This window comes from Nonomuraea sp. NPDC047897, from assembly GCF_043204415.1.
Taxonomy (GTDB): Bacteria; Actinomycetota; Actinomycetes; order Streptosporangiales; family Streptosporangiaceae; genus Nonomuraea.
The window spans coordinates 182,121-202,356 of record NZ_JBIDCC010000008.1 but is presented as its reverse complement, the minus strand read 5'-3'; the positions used below and the strand labels follow the sequence as shown (position 1 = coordinate 202,356).

Annotated in this window: 20 protein-coding genes; 14 read left to right on the top strand and 6 right to left on the bottom strand. The window is 72.4% G+C overall.

What is annotated here, in order from left to right:
- The first annotated feature begins 92 nt into the window (after positions 1-92).
- From ACGF0J_RS19775 to ACGF0J_RS19740, 8 genes are all read left to right on the top strand, one after another.
- Complete coding sequence (locus ACGF0J_RS19775) at positions 93-1,337, top strand: M20 family metallopeptidase (RefSeq protein ID WP_393147690.1); 1,245 nt, start codon at positions 93-95, stop codon at positions 1,335-1,337.
- A gap of 51 nt (positions 1,338-1,388) precedes the next feature.
- Complete coding sequence (locus tag ACGF0J_RS19770) at positions 1,389-2,141, top strand: aminotransferase class IV (protein WP_393147688.1); 753 nt, start codon at positions 1,389-1,391, stop codon at positions 2,139-2,141.
- Positions 2,142-2,304: 163 nt separating this feature from the next.
- The gene (locus ACGF0J_RS19765; protein WP_393147686.1) at positions 2,305-4,119 is read left to right on the top strand and encodes an ABC transporter substrate-binding protein; all 1,815 of its coding nucleotides are present in this window, start codon (positions 2,305-2,307) and stop codon (positions 4,117-4,119) included.
- 4 nt (positions 4,120-4,123) lie between these two features.
- Entirely contained in the window at positions 4,124-5,131 is a 1,008-nt protein-coding gene (locus ACGF0J_RS19760; protein ID WP_393147684.1) for an ABC transporter permease, read from the top strand.
- Positions 5,128-6,030, top strand: coding sequence for an ABC transporter permease (locus tag ACGF0J_RS19755; protein ID WP_393147682.1), 903 nt, complete (start codon positions 5,128-5,130; stop codon positions 6,028-6,030). The genes ACGF0J_RS19760 and ACGF0J_RS19755 overlap by 4 nt, the downstream gene beginning before the upstream one ends.
- Positions 6,031-6,033: 3 nt before the next feature.
- The gene (locus ACGF0J_RS19750; RefSeq protein WP_393147680.1) at positions 6,034-7,032 is read left to right on the top strand and encodes an ABC transporter ATP-binding protein; all 999 of its coding nucleotides are present in this window, start codon (positions 6,034-6,036) and stop codon (positions 7,030-7,032) included.
- The gene (locus ACGF0J_RS19745; protein ID WP_393147678.1) at positions 7,029-8,039 is read left to right on the top strand and encodes an ABC transporter ATP-binding protein; all 1,011 of its coding nucleotides are present in this window, start codon (positions 7,029-7,031) and stop codon (positions 8,037-8,039) included. The genes ACGF0J_RS19750 and ACGF0J_RS19745 overlap by 4 nt, the downstream gene beginning before the upstream one ends.
- A gap of 4 nt (positions 8,040-8,043) precedes the next feature.
- Positions 8,044-8,940, top strand: a complete 897-nt coding sequence (locus ACGF0J_RS19740) for a GNAT family N-acetyltransferase (protein WP_393147676.1) — start codon at positions 8,044-8,046, stop codon at positions 8,938-8,940.
- 2 nt (positions 8,941-8,942) lie between these two features.
- Here the strand turns inward: ACGF0J_RS19740 and ACGF0J_RS19735 are convergent, their stop codons facing one another.
- Positions 8,943-10,055 carry an exo-beta-N-acetylmuramidase NamZ domain-containing protein gene (locus tag ACGF0J_RS19735; protein ID WP_393147674.1) on the bottom strand — a complete coding sequence of 371 codons (1,113 nt, stop codon included), beginning with the start codon at positions 10,053-10,055 and terminating at the stop codon, positions 8,943-8,945.
- Positions 10,056-10,113: 58 nt separating this feature from the next.
- Here ACGF0J_RS19735 and murQ point away from each other — a divergent pair, with 58 nt between their 5' ends.
- Together murQ and ACGF0J_RS19725 are read left to right on the top strand one after the other, a co-directional pair.
- A complete protein-coding gene (murQ, locus tag ACGF0J_RS19730) occupies positions 10,114-11,013 on the top strand; it encodes an N-acetylmuramic acid 6-phosphate etherase (protein WP_393147672.1) in 900 nt (299 codons plus the stop codon).
- Positions 11,014-11,199: 186 nt separating this feature from the next.
- A complete protein-coding gene (locus ACGF0J_RS19725) occupies positions 11,200-12,255 on the top strand; it encodes a serine hydrolase domain-containing protein (protein WP_393147670.1) in 1,056 nt (351 codons plus the stop codon).
- 33 nt (positions 12,256-12,288) lie between these two features.
- Here ACGF0J_RS19725 and ACGF0J_RS19720 read toward each other — a convergent pair whose 3' ends face one another.
- The 4 genes from ACGF0J_RS19720 to ACGF0J_RS19705 form a co-directional block, all read right to left on the bottom strand.
- Entirely contained in the window at positions 12,289-16,119 is a 3,831-nt protein-coding gene (locus tag ACGF0J_RS19720; RefSeq protein WP_393147668.1) for a hypothetical protein, read from the bottom strand.
- 6 nt (positions 16,120-16,125) lie between these two features.
- The gene (locus tag ACGF0J_RS19715) at positions 16,126-16,422 is read right to left on the bottom strand and encodes a hypothetical protein (protein ID WP_393147666.1); all 297 of its coding nucleotides are present in this window, start codon (positions 16,420-16,422) and stop codon (positions 16,126-16,128) included.
- 67 nt (positions 16,423-16,489) lie between these two features.
- On the bottom strand, positions 16,490-16,669 hold the full coding sequence (locus ACGF0J_RS19710; protein ID WP_393147664.1) for a hypothetical protein: 180 nt from the start codon (positions 16,667-16,669) through the stop codon (positions 16,490-16,492).
- A complete protein-coding gene (locus ACGF0J_RS19705; RefSeq protein WP_393147662.1) occupies positions 16,666-17,622 on the bottom strand; it encodes a TIGR03619 family F420-dependent LLM class oxidoreductase in 957 nt (318 codons plus the stop codon). The genes ACGF0J_RS19710 and ACGF0J_RS19705 overlap by 4 nt, the downstream gene beginning before the upstream one ends.
- A 180-nt stretch (positions 17,623-17,802) precedes the next feature.
- Here ACGF0J_RS19705 and ACGF0J_RS19700 point away from each other — a divergent pair, with 180 nt between their 5' ends.
- The 4 genes from ACGF0J_RS19700 to ACGF0J_RS19685 all read left to right on the top strand — a co-directional run bounded on the left by ACGF0J_RS19700 (position 17,803) and on the right by ACGF0J_RS19685 (position 19,755).
- Entirely contained in the window at positions 17,803-18,675 is an 873-nt protein-coding gene (locus ACGF0J_RS19700) for an aminoglycoside phosphotransferase family protein (RefSeq protein ID WP_393147660.1), read from the top strand.
- 40 nt (positions 18,676-18,715) lie between these two features.
- Positions 18,716-18,982 carry a zf-TFIIB domain-containing protein gene (locus tag ACGF0J_RS19695; RefSeq protein WP_101782776.1) on the top strand — a complete coding sequence of 89 codons (267 nt, stop codon included), beginning with the start codon at positions 18,716-18,718 and terminating at the stop codon, positions 18,980-18,982.
- Positions 18,983-19,162: 180 nt separating this feature from the next.
- A complete protein-coding gene (locus tag ACGF0J_RS19690) occupies positions 19,163-19,486 on the top strand; it encodes a hypothetical protein (protein ID WP_393147658.1) in 324 nt (107 codons plus the stop codon).
- Positions 19,483-19,755 carry a hypothetical protein gene (locus ACGF0J_RS19685; RefSeq protein WP_393147656.1) on the top strand — a complete coding sequence of 91 codons (273 nt, stop codon included), beginning with the start codon at positions 19,483-19,485 and terminating at the stop codon, positions 19,753-19,755. Before ACGF0J_RS19690 ends, ACGF0J_RS19685 begins: the two co-directional genes overlap by 4 nt.
- A gap of 184 nt (positions 19,756-19,939) precedes the next feature.
- Here ACGF0J_RS19685 and ACGF0J_RS19680 read toward each other — a convergent pair whose 3' ends face one another.
- Entirely contained in the window at positions 19,940-20,233 is a 294-nt protein-coding gene (locus tag ACGF0J_RS19680) for a hypothetical protein (protein WP_393147654.1), read from the bottom strand.
- Positions 20,234-20,236: the final 3 nt, after the last annotated feature.

Below are 20,236 nucleotides of genomic sequence, written 5' to 3'. Positions count from 1 at the left end.
ACCAATAATCGATCTGCTTACGCTCGGTCACCCGGTCATCGTACCGAGGGCGCCTTGTCGACTTCGCGTCCGCCGTATGAAGAAATATCACCATGTCGTTCACCGAAGCCGCCCAGGACATGCGGGACGAGCTCGTCCGCCTCCGCCACACCCTGCACGCCACCCCCGAACTCGGCCTCACCCTGCCGCGCACCCAGGAGACGGTGCTGACGGCCCTCGACGGCCTGCCCCTGGAGATCACGACGGGCGCCTCGCTCAGCTCCGTCACCGCCGTGCTGCGCGGCGGGCGGACCCGCGACGGGAACGGAGCGGAGACCGGCGCCGGCGGGTCCGCCCCGGTGGTGCTGCTGCGCGGCGACATGGACGCGCTGCCGGTCACCGAACGGACCGGGCTGCCGTACGCCTCGCGGGTCGAGGGCCGGATGCACGCCTGCGGGCACGACCTGCACACCGCGATGCTGGCGGGCGCCGCGCACCTGCTCAGCGCCCGCCGCGACGAACTGGCCGGCGACGTGGTGTTCATGTTCCAGCCGGGCGAGGAGGGGTTCGAGGGCGCCCGGCACATGATCACCGAGGGGGTGCTGGAGGCGGCCGGCCCCCGGCCGGTGGCCGCGTACGGCATGCACGTCGTCTCCTCCATGCTGCCGCCCGGCCTGTTCGCCTCCCGGCCGGGGCCGATCATGGCGGCGGCGGACGTGTTCCAGGTGCGGGTGAAGGGGCGCGGCGGCCACGGCTCCAGCCCGCACCGCGCGCTCGACCCGATCCATGCGGGCTGCGAGATGGTCACGGCGCTCCAGGCCATGGTGACCAGGACGTTCGACGTGTTCGACCCGGTGGTGGTCACGGTCGGCCAGTTCCACGGCGGCACGGCCGACAACGTGATCCCCGACGAGGCGTACTTCGAGGCGACGGTCCGCACGTTCAGCGCGGCCAACCGGGCGCTGGTGCGGCGGCGGCTGGTGGAGGTCGTGGAGGCCGTCGCGGCGGCGCACCGGCTCGGCGTGGAGGCGTCGTTCGGGATGGGCTACCCGGTGACGGTGAACGACGCCGGCGAAGCCGGCTTCGCGGAGCGGACAGCCGGCAACCTGTTCGGGCCGGACCGGTTCCTCGTCTCGCCGCAGCCGGTAATGGGCGCGGAGGACTTCTCGTACGTGCTGGAGGAGGTGCCGGGCGCGTTCCTCTTCCTGGGGGCGTGCCCGCCGGACCGCGACCCGGCGACCGCGCCGTACAACCACTCCGCCGAGGCGGTCTTCGACGACGCGGTGCTGCCGGACGGCGCGGCCCTGTACGCGGCGCTGGCGATGAGCCGCCTGGCGATGAGCCGGCCGGCGCGATAGCCACCTGGCGTCCTGATCCGGTTCCGGGCGTCCGTGCGTACGCTGGACGGCGTGACGGATCACGTAGTCATCGACGGGCGCCCGGGCGGCGCGGACGACCTCGCCCTGACCATGGCGGCCCGGTACGGGCACTTCACCGCGATGCAGGTGCGCGGCGGCCGGGTGCGCGGGCTGGACCTGCACCTGGCCAGGTTGACGGCCGCCACGCAGGAGCTGTTCGGCGCACCCCTGGACCGCGATCTGGTGGTGGGCTCCATCGGGCGGGCGCTCGGCGACGTCGCGGACGCCGGCGTGCGCGTCTACGTGGTCGAGCGGGACGGCGTGCGGGTCATCGCCACCGCCGGGGCGCCGCACCGGTGGCCGGACGCGCCCCGGTCGCTCATGTCCGTCACGTACACGCGGTTCCTGCCGCACGTCAAGCACCTGGGCGGTCTCCCCCAGGCCTACCTGGGCAGGCGGGCGGTGGCGCACGGCTTCGACGACGCGCTGCTGGTGGGCGCGGACGGGCTGATCAGCGAGGGGACGATCGCCAACCTCGGCTGCTTCGACGGCGAGCGCGTCGTCTGGCCGGACGCGCCGATGCTGCGCGGCGTCTCGATGGGGCTGCTGGACCGCGTCCTGCCCGCCGAGCACCGGCCGCTCCGGGTCGCCGACCTGGCGGGGAGCCCGCTGGTGTTCCTGTCCAACTCGTGGGGGCTCGTGCCGGTCGGCCGGGTGGACGACCTGGTGCTGAAGGTGGACGAGGACGCCTGGGCACGGCTGGTCGCGAGCTTCGACGCCGTGCCGTGGGACCCGATCGTCTAGGACGTCCAGGGGGTGGAGACGAGCGTCATCACGGGCACCGATGAAGGAAAGTTACATTAGCCTCACAACCACTGGAGATTATTGACGCACCGTTTTCCGTCCACGTATGGTCCGGTCAACCTCACACAGAGCCTCACCAGGTCCGACATCCCCGGAGCGGAACATGAAGCGACTGGCAGCGGCAGTAACGTTGCTGGGCCTTGCCACCGTCACAGCGTGCAGCGGTGGTTCCACCAATCAGTCCGGCTCGGGCGGTGGTGGCGGCCTCTTCACCACGATCGACGTGAACAGACCGGGCATCGACGCGAGCGCACCCGCAAACCCGTTCAACCCCAAGGGCAACGTCTTCAAGGGGTTCAACGAGATCAGGTTGGCCTACTTCAAGAACCACCTGACCGATCCCAACGTCTTCTACCCGGGTGCCGCGTCGAGCTGGGAGGTAGCCCCGGACAACTCCTCGGTCACCATCAAGCTGCCGCCCAACGGCAAGTGGTCCGACGGCAAGCCGCTGACCGCCGAGGACGTGAAACTGTCGATCGGCATCGCCTACACCCAGGGCAGCACCGCGTTCGCGATCACGCCGGGCGCCGCAGGCGCCGCGGCCGACGTCCAGGTGGTCGACCCGACGACCATCAAGGTCACGCAGGACATGTCCAACCCGAGCGCCAAGTTCGCGCGGGGCGTCATGGACACCATCGTCGTGCCCGCCCACGTGTGGGGCAGTGTGCTGCCGGCCGACTTCTGGGACAAGCTGAAGACCTCGCGCGGCACCGGGGCCGACGCGGACAAGGCGCGTGAGGAGATCACCGCGCTGGGTGAGAAGGTCATCGCGTTCAAGCCGGAGAAGGACGTCTCGGGCGGCCCCTTCGTGCTGGAGCGGGTCAACCCGGGTGAGGCCCTGCTGGTCAAGAACAAGAACTTCTACAACGCGGCCAAGATCGCTCCGGCTCAGGTGAAGTTCCTCAACTACACCGGCAACGAGCAGATCTGGAACTACCTGATCGCCGGCAAGCTCGACCACGCCGGCTTCACCGCCGCGCCGGCCGACGTGATGAACCGCATCAAGCAGGCGCCCGGGGCGCAGGTCATCAAGGGCTTCTCGCCGGTCTCGGTGGGCATGGCGTTCAACCAGTCCAAGAAGCCGTACGACAACGTGCACGTGCGCAGGGGCTTGGCCTACCTGATCGACCGCGCCCAGGTCACCCAGACCGCCTCCCCCGAAGGCGGCACCCCGGCCACCACGACCTCCGGAATCCATCAGAAGCCGGCCGCCGAGTGGCTCGGCGCCGAGGCCGCCAAGCTGGAGCCGTACGCGTTCGACAAGGCGAAGGCGGAAGCCGAGTTCAAGGCGGCGGGGCTGCAGCAGAAGGACGGCAAGTGGACGATGCCCGACGGCTCGCCCTGGAAGGTCTCCATGACCGCCCCCGCCGGCTTCTCCGACTGGATCTCCGCCCAGGAGAACATCAAGAGCCAGCTCATCGAGAACGGCGTCGACGCCGAGGTCGTCACGGTCGCCGACTATCCCCTCTACCTGGAGGAGCTCGCGGCCGGTAAGTACGACGTCGGCTTCTGGCTGATCGCGCTCGGCCCCGCGCCGTACGACATTTACCAGCGCCTCTACGGCGCGTCCAACGGCTGGACGAACGTCGCCGGCAAGATCAAGCACTCTCCCGCCGGCAAGGGCGGCAACTGGATGGGCGGCGCCGAGGAGATCGAGGTCGAGGGCATCGGCAAGGTAAACCCCGGTGAGCTGACCGGCAAGCTGAACAACGTCGGCGCCGAGGAGGCCAAGCCGATCATCGCCCAGCTCGCCAAGGCCGCCAACCAGGACCTGCCGGTCATCCAGCTCTGGGACTACGTGAACACGCAGTTCGTCAACACCAGCCGGTTCACCGGCTGGCCGGAGCAGGACAGCGACCTGCTGCGCTGGCCCGCGGGCGTGTGGATGCAGCAGGGTCTCGTGAAGGCGAAGCAGTAGCAGCATGACGGTCATCGCACGGCGACTCGCGGGCCACGTGGCCCGCGGGCTCGTCATGGTCTTCGTGGTCGCCACGATCAGTTTCTTCATCATCAGGAACATCCCCGGCGACCCGATGGCCGCGAGATATCAGAAGCTCCTAGAGCAAGGCATGTCGCCCGAGGCGGCCGAGCGGGCAACGGCCGTCATGTACGGCTTCATGCCGAAGGGCACCCTCTGGGAGCAGTACACCGACTACATCGCGGGCCTGTTCACCTTCGACCTCGGTGTGTCGGTCACCAACCCCGGCACCCCGGTCACCTCGGTGCTGGCCGAAGCCGCCAAGTGGACCGTTCTACCGGTGCTGGCGGGCACGCTGGCGAGCTTCCTGGTGGGCGTCATCCTGGGCGTCTACGCAGCCGTCAAGCGCACCGGTAAGCTCGGTGACCTGCTGGCCATCTCGGGCTCGCTGCTGCACGGCGTGCCGCAGTACGTGCTGGCGCTCCTCGTCGGCGCCCTGTTCACCACGCTCATCCCGATCCTGCCGATGGGCGGCACTGCCGACATCCTCTTCGAGCCCGGCTTCAACGCGGCCTACATCGGCTCGCTGATCGAGCACGCCACCCTGCCGGTGCTCACCTACGCGTTGGCCAGCTACGGCGGCTGGATCCTGGCGATGAAGTCGAGCGTGGTCACCGTGCTGGGCGACGACTTCATCCTCGCGGCCGAGCTGCGCGGAATGAAGCGGTCGATCGTCTTCAGGTACATCGCGCGCAACGCGATCCTGCCGCTGTTCACGGTCCTCGCCCTGTCGCTGGGCCTGCTGTTCGGTGGCGCGATCTTCATCGAGAAGATCTTCAACTATCCGGGCCTCGGGTGGCTGCTCATCGAGAGCGTCACCAACCGCGACTACGCGCTGATGGGCGGCGCGTTCCTGCTGATCACCCTGGCCATCGTGCTGGCGAACATCCTGGCCGACCTGTTCTACACGGTCATCGACCCGCGGGTGCGGTCCGGAGGGGAGGTGTCGTGAGCGTCCTACTGGAGAGTTCGAGCACGTCGGCGACCATGCGCCGCAACTTCTGGCGCGGCGTGTGGCGGGTGATGAGACGCAAGCCCAGCAGGCTGGCCGGCGCGGTGATCCTCGTCGGCTTCGCCGTCATGGCAGTCTTCGGGCCGATGTTCTACCCCGAGCACCTGCCCCGCGACCAGGCAGCGGGCATCTACGCGCCACCGAGCGTCGCGCACTGGTTCGGCACCGACGGGCAGGGCCGCGACGTGGTGGCGCTGGTCATCACAGGCTCTCGATACGTCCTGCTCAGTGCCCTGGTCACCGCGATTGTCACCGTCGTGCTGGGCACCGCGATCGGCCTGTTCTCCGGCTTCAAGCGGGGCCGCTGGGACACCGTCCTCATGCGGCTGACCGACATGAAGCTGACCATCCCCGGCCTGCCCCTGCTCCTGGTGCTGTCGACCATTTGGAAGTTCGGCAGCGCGGTGGAGATGGGGCTGCTGCTCGGCCTGCTCGGTTGGGGCGGCGTGGCACGGGCGGTGCGCGCCCAGACGCTGTCGCTGCGCGAGCGCGGCTTCATCGAAGCGGCCCGCGGGCTCGGCCTGTCCACCCCGCACATCGTGGGCAAGGAACTGCTGCCGAGCATGGCTCCGTACATCGCGATGAACATGCTCATCGCGGTCACCGGCGCCGTGTACGCGCAGGTCGGCCTGTTCTTCCTGGGCGTGCTGCCCTATGAGGCGAACAACTGGGGCGTGATGCTCAACCTGGCCGTCTTCGGTGGCGGGGCGATGACCACGACCGCCGCGTTGCCGTACATGCTGGCGCCGCTGCTGGCGATCCTGTTGCTGACGCTCGGCATCGTGCTCGTGGTGGACGCCATGGACGAGATCTTCAATCCCCGGCTGCGTGAGGAGTAGTTCGTGGCCCACCCCGCATCAACGCAGGCGCCGGGCGTGCGCATCGACGGTCTGACGGTCGTCTACAAGACGCCGGCGGGCGAGCTGCCCGCCGTGCGCGACGTCAGCCTGACCCTGGAGCCCGGCACGATCACCGGCATCGTCGGCGAGTCCGGCTCGGGCAAGTCGACGCTGGCGTTGTCGCTGCTCAACGCCGTGCAGCCGCCGGGCCGGATCGCGGCGGGCAGCGTCGAGATCGACGGGCTCGGCGACGTCGTCGGGCTGAGTGGCGAGCGGCTGCGCAAGGCGCGCGGCGCGCACATCGGTTACGTGTTCCAGGCTGCCCAGAACTCCCTGAACCCGCTCAAGACGGTCGGCAAGCAGCTTCTCGACCTGGGCCGTTCGCACGGCGTGGACGACCTGCGCGGGCTGGTGCGCGAGGCGCGGGAGCTGCTCGGCCGGATGGGGCTGGACGGCGCCCGGGTGCTCGACTCGCACCAGCACGAACTGTCCGGCGGCATGCGCCAGCGGGTCGGGATCATGCTGGCGCTGGTCCTGAACGCCCACGTCGTCGTCCTGGACGAGCCGACCACCGCGCTCGACATGATCACCCAGGCGAACATCCTCAAGATCGTGCGTGAGGTGCACTCCGAGCGCGGGCTGACCACGCTGGTCATCACGCACGACATCGGCGTGGTGGCCGAGGTGGCCGACCGGCTCGCGGTCATGTACGGCGGGCGGCTGGTGGAGCAGGGCCCCACCCGCGAGGTGCTCGGCGCGCCGCGCCACCCCTACACGCGGGGCCTGATCCAGGCCATCCCCCGCCTGGTCGGCGACATCGACGAGGCCCGGGCGCTGCCCGGCCGCCCGCCGACGCTGGCCACGGTGCCGAAGGAGGGATGCGTGTTCCGGGAGCGCTGCGCGCTGCGGATGGACGTCTGCGACAGCGACGACCCGGCGGCCGTCGCGCACGGCACGCGGATCGTGGCCTGCCACGCGGTGAAGGTGAGGGAGCACGCGTGATCACGGGGAACGGCATCACCAAGACCTTCAGGCAGCGTGGCAACGTGCTGGCCGGCCGGGATGTGCACGCGCTGCGCGGCGTCGACTTCGCCATCCCCAAGGGCGGCGCCGCCTCGTTCATCGGCGAGTCGGGCTGCGGCAAGACGACGCTCGGCCGGATCATCGCGGGGCTGGAGACGTACGACGCGGGCGAGATCGACATCGACGGCACGCCGATGTCCGGGCTCAAGCCCAAGCAGCGCCAGCCGCACTTCCGCAAGATCCAGATGATCCACCAGGACCCCTACTCGGCGCTGAACCCGACCCGGACCGTGCACCAGACGCTGCAGGCGCCGCTCGCGCTGCGCGCCAAGCAGACGGGGCGGTCGCGGCAGTGGATGGACGAGCGGGCGGCCGAGGTGCTCGGCCTGGTCGGGCTCGACCCGGGCACGGTGCTGTCGCGCTACCCGCACCAGCTCTCGGGCGGCATGCGGCAGCGCGTCGTCATCGCGCGGGCGCTGACCGTCGATCCCGAGATGCTCGTCGCCGACGAGGCCGTCTCGATGATCGACGTGTCGTTGCGGCTCGGCATCCTCGCGCTGCTGAAGAACCTGCGCGAGCGGCTGGGCGTCAGCGTGCTGTTCATCACCCACGACGTGGCCACCGCCCGCTACATCGGCGACGACGGCGAGCTGTACGTCATCTACCGGGGTCAGGTGGTCGAGCGGGGGCCGGTGGACACGGTGATCGCCGACCCGGTGCACCCGTACACGCAGTCGCTGCTGTCGGCCATCCCGGTGCTGCACGGGCTGGAGCTGCCCGGCGAGCAGCCGGTGGTGCCGCTGGAGTCGCTGGACGAGTCGCAGCCCGACACCGGCTGCCTGTTCGCGCGCCGCTGCCCGTTCCGTACCGACCGGTGCGAGGGTGAGCGGCCGGTGCTGGGCCGCACGGAGGGCGTGCCGCAGGAGCACGCCTGCTTCCACCCGGAGCGCCGCGGCGTCGTCGCCCGGCCGATGAGCGAGGTGTGAGCCGGTGCCTTCGGGGGCGGACCGGCAGCGGGCCGGTCTGAAAGGGGCCGGTCTGGAGGGGGCCGGTCTGGAGCGGGCCGTGCGGGTGGCGGAGGAGGCGCTGACCTTCGACGCCGCCGAGGCGGGCGCGCTGGTGCGGCGGCTGGCCGCGCCGCCCGCCGGACGCCACTGGACCGCGCTGGTGGACGGGGGCGGCGTCGTCATGGCGTCGATGTCGGGCAAGGACCCCGACGCCGGGCACATCGACCTGCTCGCCGTACATCCGGACGAGCAGGGCCACGGGCTGGGCCGGCGGCTGGTGCGCGCGGCCGAGGAGTGGCTGCGCGGGCAGGGCGCCGCGCAGGCGCGCTTCGCCGGCAACCCGCCGTGCTACGCCTGGCCGGGCATCGACGTCCGCTACACCGCCGCGGCCTGCCTGGCGGAGAGCCTGGGATACGAGCGCCACCAGGTGGCCTGGAACATGACCGCGGACCTCACCTCCGCCGACCTGTCCACGGGCGGCGACGTGGCGCGGCTGGCCGCGGAGGGCGTCGCCGTCCGGGCCGCCGGCGCCGCCGATCGGGAACGGGTGGCGGCGTTCGTGGCGGAGCACTGGAACGAGCGCTGGGCCTGGGAGGCCGTCAACGCCGCCGGCCTGCACTACGCCGAGCGCGACGGCGAGCCGCTGGCGTTCGCGGCGTGGGGCGCCCGCCCGGCCTGGTTCGGGCCGATGGGCACGGCGCCGGCGGCCCGGGGCCTCGGTGTGGGCCGCGTGCTGCTGCGCCGCTGCCTGGCCGACCTGCGCGCCGCCGGGTACGGCAGCGCGCAGATCGGCTGGGTCGGACCGCTGCGCTTCTACTCACGCGCGGTGGGCGCCCGGGCCGAGCGGGTGTTCTGGCTCTACCGGCGCGACCTGGCGTGATGTCACGGGTAGAGCAGCGGCCCGCCGGGGGGAGCGGGCTCAGGGCACAGGACCCGCGGGTCCTGGCCCGCCTCCAGGCTGCGCGTCAGCGTGTCGGAGCCCCACAGGTGGTCCTCGAAGCCCTCGGGCCCCCACCAGGTGAGGTCCTCCGGGTAGAGCGTTCGGGCGACGTACAGCATGGACACGCCCGTGAGCACGGGCCGGAACGCGGCCCGGTCGAGCACGTGCACCTGGACGCCGCGCACCGCCGTGCCGGCGTGCTTGTGGAAGGTCGGGGTGAACCACGTCTCGCGGAAGCGCACCCCGGGCAGGCCGAGCGCGTTCAGCGCGGGGGCGAACCTCTCGTCCACGTACGGCGCGCCGACCAGCTCGAACGGCCGGGTCGTGCCGCGCCCCTCGGAGAACGTGGTCCCCTCGAACAGCCCGGTGCCCGGGTAGACCAGCGCGGTGTCGGGGGTCGGCAGGTTGACCGACGGCATCACCCAGGGCAGCCCGGTGGCGGCGAAGTCCATCCCGCGCCGCCATCCCTCCATGGCGACGACGTGCAGGTCCAGGTCGAACCCGAACCGCAGCGCCAGCTCCCCCGCGGTGTTGCCGTGCCGTACCGGCAGCGGGAACCTGCCGACGAAGCTGGCGAACGCCGGGTCGAGTGGCGGCCCCTCGGCGACCGTGCCACCGAGCGGGTTGGGCCGGTCGAGGACCACGAACCGCAGGCCGAGCCGGGCGGCCGAGGCCATGAGGTCGTACATGGTCCACACGTAGGTGTAGAAGCGGGTGCCCACGTCGGCGATGTCGAAGACGAGCGTGTCGACGCGGGAACGTGCCACCAGCTCGTCCAGCGCCGCGCCGGAGCGCTTGTGCGTGTCGTGGACCGGCAGCCCCGTCCGCGGGTCGGTGGTGTCCGGCTCGCTCCCGTCGGCCTGCGCGGTGCCGCGCATCCCGTGTTCGGGCCCGAACAGCGCGGTCAGCGGCGCGCCGGCCGCCAGCAGGGCGTCCGCGGTGGGGGTCAGGTCGGGCAGGACTCCGGTGGGGTTGGTGATCAGGCCGAGGCGGCCGCCGCCCGCGAGCGCGGGGTCGGCGGCGAGGCGTTCGGCACCGGTACGCACGTACGTCATGAACCCATAGTGCTGAAAGATCTTTACAAGAGAGAAGTAAAGGGTGGAAATTAGCGTCATGATCGATCCCCTACCTGAGCTGGCGACCGAGCAGAGCGATCCCCGCTACAGCCAGATCGACCGGCTCCCCACCGACCAGATCGCGCGACTGATGAACCAGGCCGACGCCGCCGTGCCGGCGGCCGTCGCGGTGGCGATCCCGCAGATCTCCGCCGCCATCGACGCGATCTCCAGCCGGATGCGGGCCGGCGGACGACTGCTGTACGTGGGCGCCGGCACGTCCGGGCGGCTGGCCGTGCTCGACGCCTCGGAATGCCCGCCGACGTTCGGCACCGACCCGGAGCTGGTCCGGGGTGTCATCGCGGGCGGCCCGGAGGCGCTCACCCGTTCGGTGGAGGGCGCCGAGGACGACGCCGAGGGCGGCGCCGCCGAGATGGCACGCCTGGAGGTGGGCCCGCTCGACTCCGTGGTGGGCGTGTCGGCCAGCGGGCGGGCGCCGTTCGTGGTGGGCGCGCTGCGGGAGGCCGCCGGGCGGGGCGCGTTGACCGTCGGGCTGTCGTGCAACCACGGCGCTCCCCTGTCGACCGCGGCCGAGCACGTGATCGAGGTGGTGGTGGGGCCGGAGGTGGTGGCGGGCTCCACCCGGCTCAAGGCCGGCACGGCGCAGAAGCTGGTGCTCAACATGATCTCGACGATCTGCATGGTGCGGCTCGGCCGGACCTACGGCAACCGGATGATCGAGATGTCGGCCATGAACAACAAACTGGCCGACCGGGCGATCCGCATGGTCAGCGACATCACCGGCGCCGACCGGGAGACCGCCGCCAAGGCGGTGGACGCGGCGGACGGCCAGGCCAAGACGGCGGTGGTGATGATCCGGCACGGGCTCGACGCGGAGAAGGCGCGGGCGCTGCTGGAGTCGCACGGCGAGCGCCTCAGCGACGCGCTGAGCGGCTGACGCCGCCACGCCGCCGGGGGGACGGACGGCGGCGGGAACAAGAGGGGTAGCCCGGCGGGCACACGGAGAGCCCGCGGGCACACGGACAGCCCGCGGGGACACGGAGAGCCCGCGGGGACACGGAGAGCCCGCGGGGACACGAGGGGGAAGGCCGGGTCCGGGAGCGGACCCGGCGGGGAGGTGGAGATGGCGGACCGGCTGCGGCGGATCCTGGCCGAGGCGGTGCCGCGCGCGTGCCCGGCGGCGGTGGCGCTGATCGCCGTGGACGGCGAGGTGGCGGCGTCGGCGACCGCCGGCAAGCTGGTGCGCTACGCCGACGCCCGGGGGACCCTGGTGGACGAGCGGCCGCCCGCGCGCCCCGACTCCGTCTTCGACCTGGCCTCCATCAGCAAGCTCTGCACCACGGTCGTCCTGCTCTCGCTGGCCGAGCAGGGCCACCTGGACCTCGACGAGCCGGTGGCCGCCTGGCTGCCCGGCCGTGACCGGCGCCTCACCCCGCGCCGCCTGCTCACCCACACGGCCGGGCTGACGCCCACGCGCCGGATCGACCTCGAACTGCGCGCAGCGGACCCGGCCGCCCGGCTGGCCGCCATGGTCGCCACGCCGGTCAGCGGACCCGTCGGCGGGCCGTACCTCTACAGCGACGTCGGCATGGTCACGGCGGGCCGGGTGGCCGAGCTGGCCGGGCGGGCGCCGCTCGACGAGCTGGTGCGCGACCGGGTCACCCGCGTGCTGGGCCTGCGCGACCTGGGATACCGGCCCGGCCCGGCCACGTTGCCGCGGGTCGCCGCCACCGAGTGGAAGCCCGAGCGGCCCGGGCCCGGCTGCGTGCGCGGCGAGGTGCACGACGAGACCGCCCACGCGCTGGGCGGGGTGGCCGGGCACGCGGGGATCTTCGCCACGGCCGGCGACGTGCTGGCGTTCGGCGAGACGCTGCGACGCGGCGGCGGCGCGATGCTGCGCCCGGAGACCGTGGCCGAGATGGTGCGCGACCAGGGCGCCGACGGCGCCCCCTTCCGCCAAGGGCTGGGGGTGCGCATCGGCGACCCGGCCATCGTCGGGCCGCTGACCGGCGCGTACGGGCACTCGGGGTTCACCGGCACCTCGCTCGTGGTGGACCCGGTGCGCGGGCTGACCGTGGTGCTGCTGACGAACGCCGTGCATCCGGTGCGCGGCCGTGACGGCATCCGGGCGCTGCGCCACGCGGTGGCCGCCGAGGCCCTCCGCCTGGCCGCCCCGTAGCGGCGGCCCGTAGCGGAGGCCCGCCGGGCGGCGTCAGGGCACCTGGAACCACGTCCGCACCGTGTCGAGAACCTGGCCGCTGACCGGGTCGTCAGGCAGGTAGACGCGGATCCGGCCCCGCCCGCCGAGATGGCCGAACTCGTCGGACACCGCGCGCATGTGCCCCTCATCCGTCACGATGATCGCGGAGTCGGCGGCGATGACGACGTGGCCGGTGTGCCGGGCGACCTCCAGCGGGTACCGCCCGGTCCCGATGTGGCAGTTGGCCAGCAGGATCACGTCGTGCGGCGTCAGCCCGGCGCTGTGCAGCAGCAGGGCCGCCGTCACCTTCGCCTCCAGCGTCCGGCCGCCGACCGAGTTGCCCCGCTCGGACCCGTGCCCGTCCACGTACACGGCGCCGTCGACGCGCTGGATGTTGCGCGCCGACGTGACCAGCCGGCGGTCGTGCTCGTGGTCGAGATCACGCAACCACACACCCGCGGCGGTCCTCTCGACATGGTGCGTGAGATGGTGGCGCAGTTCGGGAGTGAGCGGCGGTTTCGTCCGGTGGACCGGGAGCGCGATCGAGTCGGCGGTGCGCCCGTCGGGCACCTGCACGGCGAACAGGTGCCGCTCGCCGAAGGCCTCCTGGACGGCCAGCACCTTCAACCTCGTGCCCAGGCCGAACAGGACGTGGCCGGGTTTGCCCGACAGGTCGCCCACGTCGGCGTACCGGCCCGCCCGGATGGTCAGCCGCACGCTGTCGGGCCGGTCCGTGAGGTGGGCGGGGTCGTCCACCCCTTCGAGCAGGCCGTGGAAGACGATCTCGCTGCCGGGTCTGACGTCGCGGGGCAGCCAGTCGGCGGGCACGCGCGCCGAGACGTGACCTGAGGAAGAGGGCCGGACGGCGAGTTCCGCGTCCGCCCTGTCCAGGAACGCCTCGGCGGCGGGAACGAGCGCGGGGTCGGCGGCCCGCCCCACGGCCAGCTCATTGACCTGGTGCAGGTTGGTCCCCTCCAGCAGGTGTCGCAGGGGGCGCGCGTCGCCGCGCGGTGGCCGCCAGGGGGCTTCCCGGAAGTCGGCGACCAGCGGTGCGGGGTCACGCAGCGGGCCCAGGTCCAGCGCGGCGTCCGGGCTGGACCGCTGGATGAGTTCCAGGTGCTTCTCCAGGCGCGCGGTCAGGCCGTACCTGTCGAAGTCGGCCCGCGCCGCCTCGTACCTGGCGCGCAGGGCCGAGCTGTCCGCCTCGGTGAGCAGAGCGTCCGCCAGCCACAGGCGCTCCACCCTCGGGTTCTCGCCGAGCATCGCAGAAGGCAACCCAGGACGGGTGAGCCAGGCATGCAATGCGCGCCTGTCCAGTTCCTGCCGCACCGCAGGGGGCAGGAGGGGTTCGTCGTCGATCGCCCGCCACGGGGACACGCGTCCCTCGTAGACCACGGTGGGCGCGGCCCGGTAGGTGCTCGGGTAGCCGTCGCGCAGGTCATGCAGCGCATGGGCCCGCGCCTCGAACTCGTCGGCGTCGCCGACGGTCCTGAACTCGTGGCGGACGGCCCGGCTGCCGTCGTTGAACGTCACCACCTCCTCCTTGGTCGGCAGCAGGTCGCTCTCGCGGATGCCGGTGGCCACGGCGGTGCGCAGATGATCGCTGCCGTGCGCCTGGTAGACGGTGCCGTCGGCGGCCCGGTGGACGGCGGGGCCGTGCAGTCCGAGCACGCGCCTGGTGAGCATCGCCTCCAGCGCCGTGTCCGCCGCCCGTCCGGTCAACGCCAGGGCCTGCGACCCGTCGCCGAAGGTGACGACGCGGCCGAGGTCGGAAGCACGCTCGGCCACGATGTGGCCGACGTTGTCCGCCAGCCGCCGGACGGGGTCCACCGTGGGCCGGCCCGCGCCGGGCGGGGCGGTGTCCACGAGGTCGGCCGTGAGTTCGGCGATGCGTTCGGCCCGCGCGTTGAGCGCCTGGGTGGAGATCTCCGGCAGCAGTTCGGCCGGGTCGGCCTTGAGGAGGGAGTCGGTGCTGACCGCGTTCTCCTTGATCTCCCGCAGGGCGGCGGTCATCCGCCGGTGCGTCTCCGCCAGCCCGGCGGCCCGGAAGTCGGCCCGCATGGATGTCAGAGCGTGCTCGACGCGGATGACGTCCGCCAGGGCGAGCGGGTTGGGCGCCCACACCTCCCGGCCCGCGCCCATGTCCCGGAGGAAGAACCTGCTCATCAGCTTCGCCATGCCGGGCTCGGGCATGAGGCGCGCCTCACCGGACAGCGCGCCGGCGAACGCCGGCTCGTCGCGGAGCAGGGCGCCCAGCAGGCCGACGAGGACGCTGTCGCGGCTGGGCGCGGTCCGTGACAGGTTCCACGACTCGCCGCTCCAGGTCATCTGGCCGGGATCGCCGTACACCCAGTCGACGAGCAACCGCTTGTCACCGACCGGGTGGATCGCGGGCATCTTCAGGCCGAGTTCGTGGCCGAGCCGCGCCACCAGCACTTTGGCGTCCCGGTCCCGCTGGGTCGGCAGGTCGGTGACCATCGCGTGCGAGCCGTCGGCCAGGGTGACCCGGGCGCTGTCGTGGCCGGCGGGTTCCCACGCGCCGACGATCCCTTTGGCCGCCACCTCGCTGAACTCGTGCGGCGTCCGCGGCGGACCGGCGGAGCGCGGGTGCCCCCAGTTGAGCTTGCTCTCGATCAGGTCGGCCCGCGGGACGGGCGGCTCCTGGCGTGCCGGGTGGGCCGTCGGCCTGCTGCCGTCCCCCTCGGTGGCGCGGGCCGCCATGGCAGGGATCGCCTGGTCGGCGGCGCCGCGGGCGTCGGCGGTGGCCGGGTGGGCGGCAGGACGGTCACCGGGCGTCCGTGCGGTGTCCGCCTGCGGCCGTGCCGCCTCGGGTGCGGCGTGAGCGGCCGAGATGTGCTCGGCCAGCGTCGTGCGGGAGCCGTCGACGCCCTCCGGCCGCGGCGGTAACCCGTCACCGTCGACGCCCTCCGTCCGCGGCGGTAGCCCACCACCGTTTCCGCCCTCCGGCCGCGGCGGTGACCCGTCACCGTGGCCGTTCGCGGGACCCGGTGGAGTCCCGTCGCCGCCTCGCCCGCCGAAGTGGGGGTTCCACATGGCCCAATGCGCGTCCGCGGCGCCGACGGCTCCCGAGGAGACGCCCTTCAGCAGCCGCGTCAGATCGAACGGCTGGTCGTCGAAGGCCTGCATGGTGGCGTCGGTCAGCCCACCGGCGGCCCCGGAAGCGCCCATGAAGCCGAGCAGCGTCCGCGGCGGCGCCAGCCACGTCACCCCGGTGAGGAACACACCGTTGAGCGCTCCGGCGGCCAGCGAGGCGAGGGCCTGGTTCCAGTCGATCCGGTCGCGCCGATCCTGCCGGGACTGGACGCTCAGGTCCATCGCGAACATGAGTCCGCCGAACAGCCCGATGTTGAACATCAGCCGCTTGGCCAGTGCCCGGACGGCCTGCCGGGTGAGGAGGGTCCGCCATCCCGCGACTGCCACCCCGGCGGCGGCCGTCGCGGGGTTCGCCAGAGCCCGCAGCAGAACCACCAACTGGACGATCAGCAGTGCGATCATCAGCTTGATCATCCACTTGGTGTACTGGACCTGCACACCGAGATCGTTCAACGCGATCGCCATGGTCACCAATTTGGTGATCAGCTCTGCGCGGCGACCGCCGACGGTGCGTGAAACGTGCTCGGCGAAGGTCCTGAGCGCCTCCCCGTCCCATGTGTCCCGGTCCGGGATCGGGACGCCGCCGCCTTCGCCGATGCGGTAGGCCGCGTTCACGAGCGCGTCGGCCAGGTCGAACAGCCTGGACTCGTCGGCCTGCGGCCAGTCCATGCCGACCGCCCAGCCGATCCAGGGCCGCATCCAGCCGGGTATGTCTCCGTCGAGCGACACCGTGGGTCAGGCTCCTGAGCCCTCTGCCGCCTCGTACGTCGCCGCGGTCACGCCGAGGCCCCCGCCGACGCCTTCAAGCTCGTCGATGTAGGCGTGGAAGGCGGCGATCACGCCGTCGCGCAGCACCGGGTATCTCTTCTCCATCTCGGCGCCGTACTGGTCGTCGCCCATCGGGCGCCCCGCCCTCGCGAACGCCTCCTGCACGTCACGCAGCACCGCCCGGACATGCTCGGCCTCGTCGGCCGAGGCGCGTCCGTGGTGGCGTATCCCCGGTGTGCGCGCGGTGTATCCCTGCCCCGTCACGCCTCTTCCCCCTCACGCATCACCGAAGCATCGCACGCCCCAAAGCGGCATACGACACAAAGGCCCCTCAATCCCGCTTTTTCGCCGCCGCTCGTCTCAGCTCGTCGAGAATCTCGAGCTCCTCGACCGTCAGATCGGCCGCCACGCTGAGCGCGCCGTCGGAGCTGTGGACGGTGAGGGGCTCGGGCCGGTCGGCCTCGTCCGGCACGAGCTCGAAAAGCGGGGGCCGCCGGTCGTCAGCGCTCATGCCTCGAACCTACAAGGCGCGAGCGCCTCCAGGGCCTCCTCGGCACGACCCAACGCCTCCTCCGGGGCCGCGCTGACGATCTCCTCGTCGAAGTTGAGATCGTGGAAGACGTCCGTCACACCGCGCGCCGCGAGGTCGGCGACGTCGCGGCGGATGTCGTCGTACGCGCCCGTCAACGGCGGCCGCTCCGCGCCTGTTCCCCCGTCCGTTCCGTCGCCCGTTCCCCCGTCCGGAGCGGCGGCGGACGCGCCGGGGCGCACGCGGGTGACGCCCCGGCAGACGAACCGCAGCGCCTCCGGGTCGCGACCGGCCTCCCGCGCCGCGTCCTTGACCGTCTCGATCCGCGCGCCGATGCCGGACAGGTCCTCCCTGCTGGAGCTCACCCACCCGTCGGCGAGCCGGCCGGCGCGGCGCAGCGCCGCCTCCGCGCTGCCACCCAGCAGGATCGGCGGCACCCGCTCCGGCCGGGGGTCCATGTGGGAGGCGGGCACCCGGTAGAACTCCCCGTCGTGCTCGACCACCTCGCGCGTCCACGCCTTGCGCAGCACCTCGACGTACTCCTCCCCCCGGCGCCCGCGCCCGTCGAAACCGGCGCCCACCGCCTCGAACTCCTCGCGCAACCAGCCCAGCCCCAGCCCGGCCGTCAGCCTGCCGCCGGAGACGATCTGCAACGTCGCGAGCTGTTTGGCCAGCAGCACCGGAGGGACGAAGGCGTTGACCACCGCCACGCCCAGCCTGATCCGGCTCGTCACCCCGGCCAGGTAGGACAGTGTCACCACGGGGTCGTGCACGGCCCGGTAGACCGGCCCCATCGGATGGCCGACGGGATACAGGACACGCTGGAACGTCCACAGCTCGTGGTAGCCCAGCTCCTCCGCGCGGGTGGCGATCCGGCGCATGGCCTCGGGGGTCGCCCAGGGTCCCGACTGGGGTACGGCGAATCCGACTCTCATCGGAACACAGTACTCACCGCACTCACCGCCGCAGGCCCGGCCGGCATGGGGCCGCCACCGGGGCACGGCGTAGCAGAAAGAACCGCCGACCACCCAGGCGGTGCTGCCACGCGCCACCGCCCGGCCGGGCGCCCGCGCGACCCGGCCGTGGGAGATAGCCGGGCACTCTAGTCTGTACGGGTGGATCTCGAGGCGGCACTCGCGGACATCGCCGGCGCACACGGCGGCAGAGGCGCCCCGGTGCTCCACCCCACCCGCACCGACGTGGTGGTGCTGCGCCGGGGCGAGGTCGTGGTCAAGGCCCACTCCGCCCGTGAGGACGCGGCGGCGTTACGGGTGCGGTTACGCGCCGTCGCCTCGGCGGCGCTGCACGGCGTGCTGCTCGCCCCCCTCCGCCCCGACGTGCTGACCGCGGCCGGACGCCTGGTCACGGTGTGGCCCGCCGGCCGGCCCGTCTCACCCGACGAGCTCGACGACGCCCCCTGGGAGGAGGGCGCCAGGCTGCTGGCCAGGCTGCACGCCACGCCGCTGACCCCACTGCCACCGCTGCCCGCGGCCGGCGGGCCGGCCCGGGTCGCCCGCGCGGTCGAGCGGATGCCCGGCGACGGCCCCGTCGCCCGGCTGGTGCGGCAGGCGTTCGCCGAGCTGCCCGAGCCGGAGCCGGGACCCGGCCTGCTCACCCACGGCGACTGGCACCTCGGCCAGCTCGTGCACCGCGACGGCTGGCTGCTCATCGACGTCGACGACCTCGGCGCCGGCGACCCGGCCTGGGACCTGGCCAGACCCGCCGCCTGGTACGCGGCCGGGCTGCTGGACCCGGTGGTGTGGGAACGGTTCCTCGGCGCCTACCTGGCAGCGGGCGGCCCGGCCCTGCGCGGCGGCGAGGACCCGTGGCGATGGCTCGATCTGCCGGCCCGCGCGCTGACCGTCCAGCTCACCGCGGTCGCGGTGCTCAACGCCCACCGGGAGGCCCGGGAACTCGACGAGGTCGAACAGTCGTTGGTCGAATCGTGCAACAGAATCGTCCGAGCGTGGCGGGGCTGCGCGCGGTAGGTTTTCTGCAGAGACCCGAGGCCAAGGAGACCGACTAGACATGCATTGCCCCAAGTGCCACGGCAACATGCGCACCTATGAGCGCAACGGCGTTCACATCGAGCAGTGCGACAACTGCCGGGGGATCTTCCTCGACTACGGCGAGCTGGAGACGCTGACCCGGATGGAGGCCAGCTACCACTCCGCTCCCCCGCCTCCCGCTCCCGGCCCGGCCTGGGGCGCCCCGCCGCCGCCGCACGGCGGCCACCACGGCCACTACGGCCACCACCGCCAGCGCAGCTGGGTGGGCATGCTCTTCTCCACCTGATCCGACGAGCGAGAAGGCCGCGCGTTTCCCACTGCGCGGCCTTCCCCTTTCGTGGGCCGCGCTGCGGATGGCGCCAGTCCCCGGCGCACGCGATCATCGTGGAGGTCCAGCAGGACAAGTCCAAGGAGCCCCGGCAACTGGCGCGTTACGCCGCCGCCCTGTGGCTGATGCTGCGCTGCGATGTCACGGTCCTCGTCGTCTGTCCCGACCGTGGAGTCGCCGCCCATCTACGCCCAGCCGATCGCGTCGGGGCTGACCGGCTACCGCCTGCAGGCCCAGGTGCTGGGACCGGACGGCATCCCGCCCATCACCGACCCGCAGCAGGCCGCCGAGCATCCGGATCTGGCCGCCATGTCGGTGATGGTGCACGGTCGCGACCGCAAGGTCATCGAGGCGTTCGCCACGGCGCTCGCGGAGACCGGCGGCGAACACGCTCCGAAGTACTATGAATACGCGTACAGCATGTCCTCGCCCGAATCCGCCGCCTCCTGGAGAAGATCATGATGTCCACAGACTGGCCGGTCTACAGCCCGTTCGCCCGCGAACACTTCGGCCGCGGCAAGGCTGAGGGTAAAGCTGAAGGCAGGACCGAGGGTCAGGCCGAAGCGGCCGCCAGGTCGGTGCTGCTCGTCCTGGAGGCCCGCGGCTTCGACGTCCCCGACGACATCCGTGCCCGGATCGCCGCGTGCGCAGACCTCACCCAGCTCCAGACGTGGCTCACCCGCGCCGCCACCGCCCAGACCCTCCAGGACCTGTTCGGCGAGCCGGGCTGACAGCGCCCGCTCGCCGACTGCCGAGTCCGCCCGGGTCCCGGGTCACCGCAGGTGTCGTCCTCGGCCCAGCGCACCTGCTCGGCCTGCTCCTCTGCCGCGGCGATGAGCGTCGCCAGCTCGGCCAGCCGCCGCAGCCTGGCTCCTCCCGGGTGGCCGCGCCCACGTACTAGGCGTCCGGCTTGGCTCAGGCGCCGTGCAGCGGCCCGAGCCGCCACCGCCCGTCGGAGCAGACGTAGCTGCCCGGCTGCTTCCCCATCCGATGCCGTCCGGTACGGCGCGCGCCGCTGCGTCGCCAGTGACCAGCACCCGGCTGAGCGGGGTGCCGACCGGCTCGGCGGGCAGCGATCACGTCGTGCGCGTGCGGGTCGAGCAGCCTTCCGTCGGGAGTGACCCAGGCGTCCAGCAGGCCGGAGGCTTCGAGCACCGCCTCCAGCCCGGCGCGGTCGCGCGGGCCGAGCTCCTCCCGGAAGTCACGCACGCA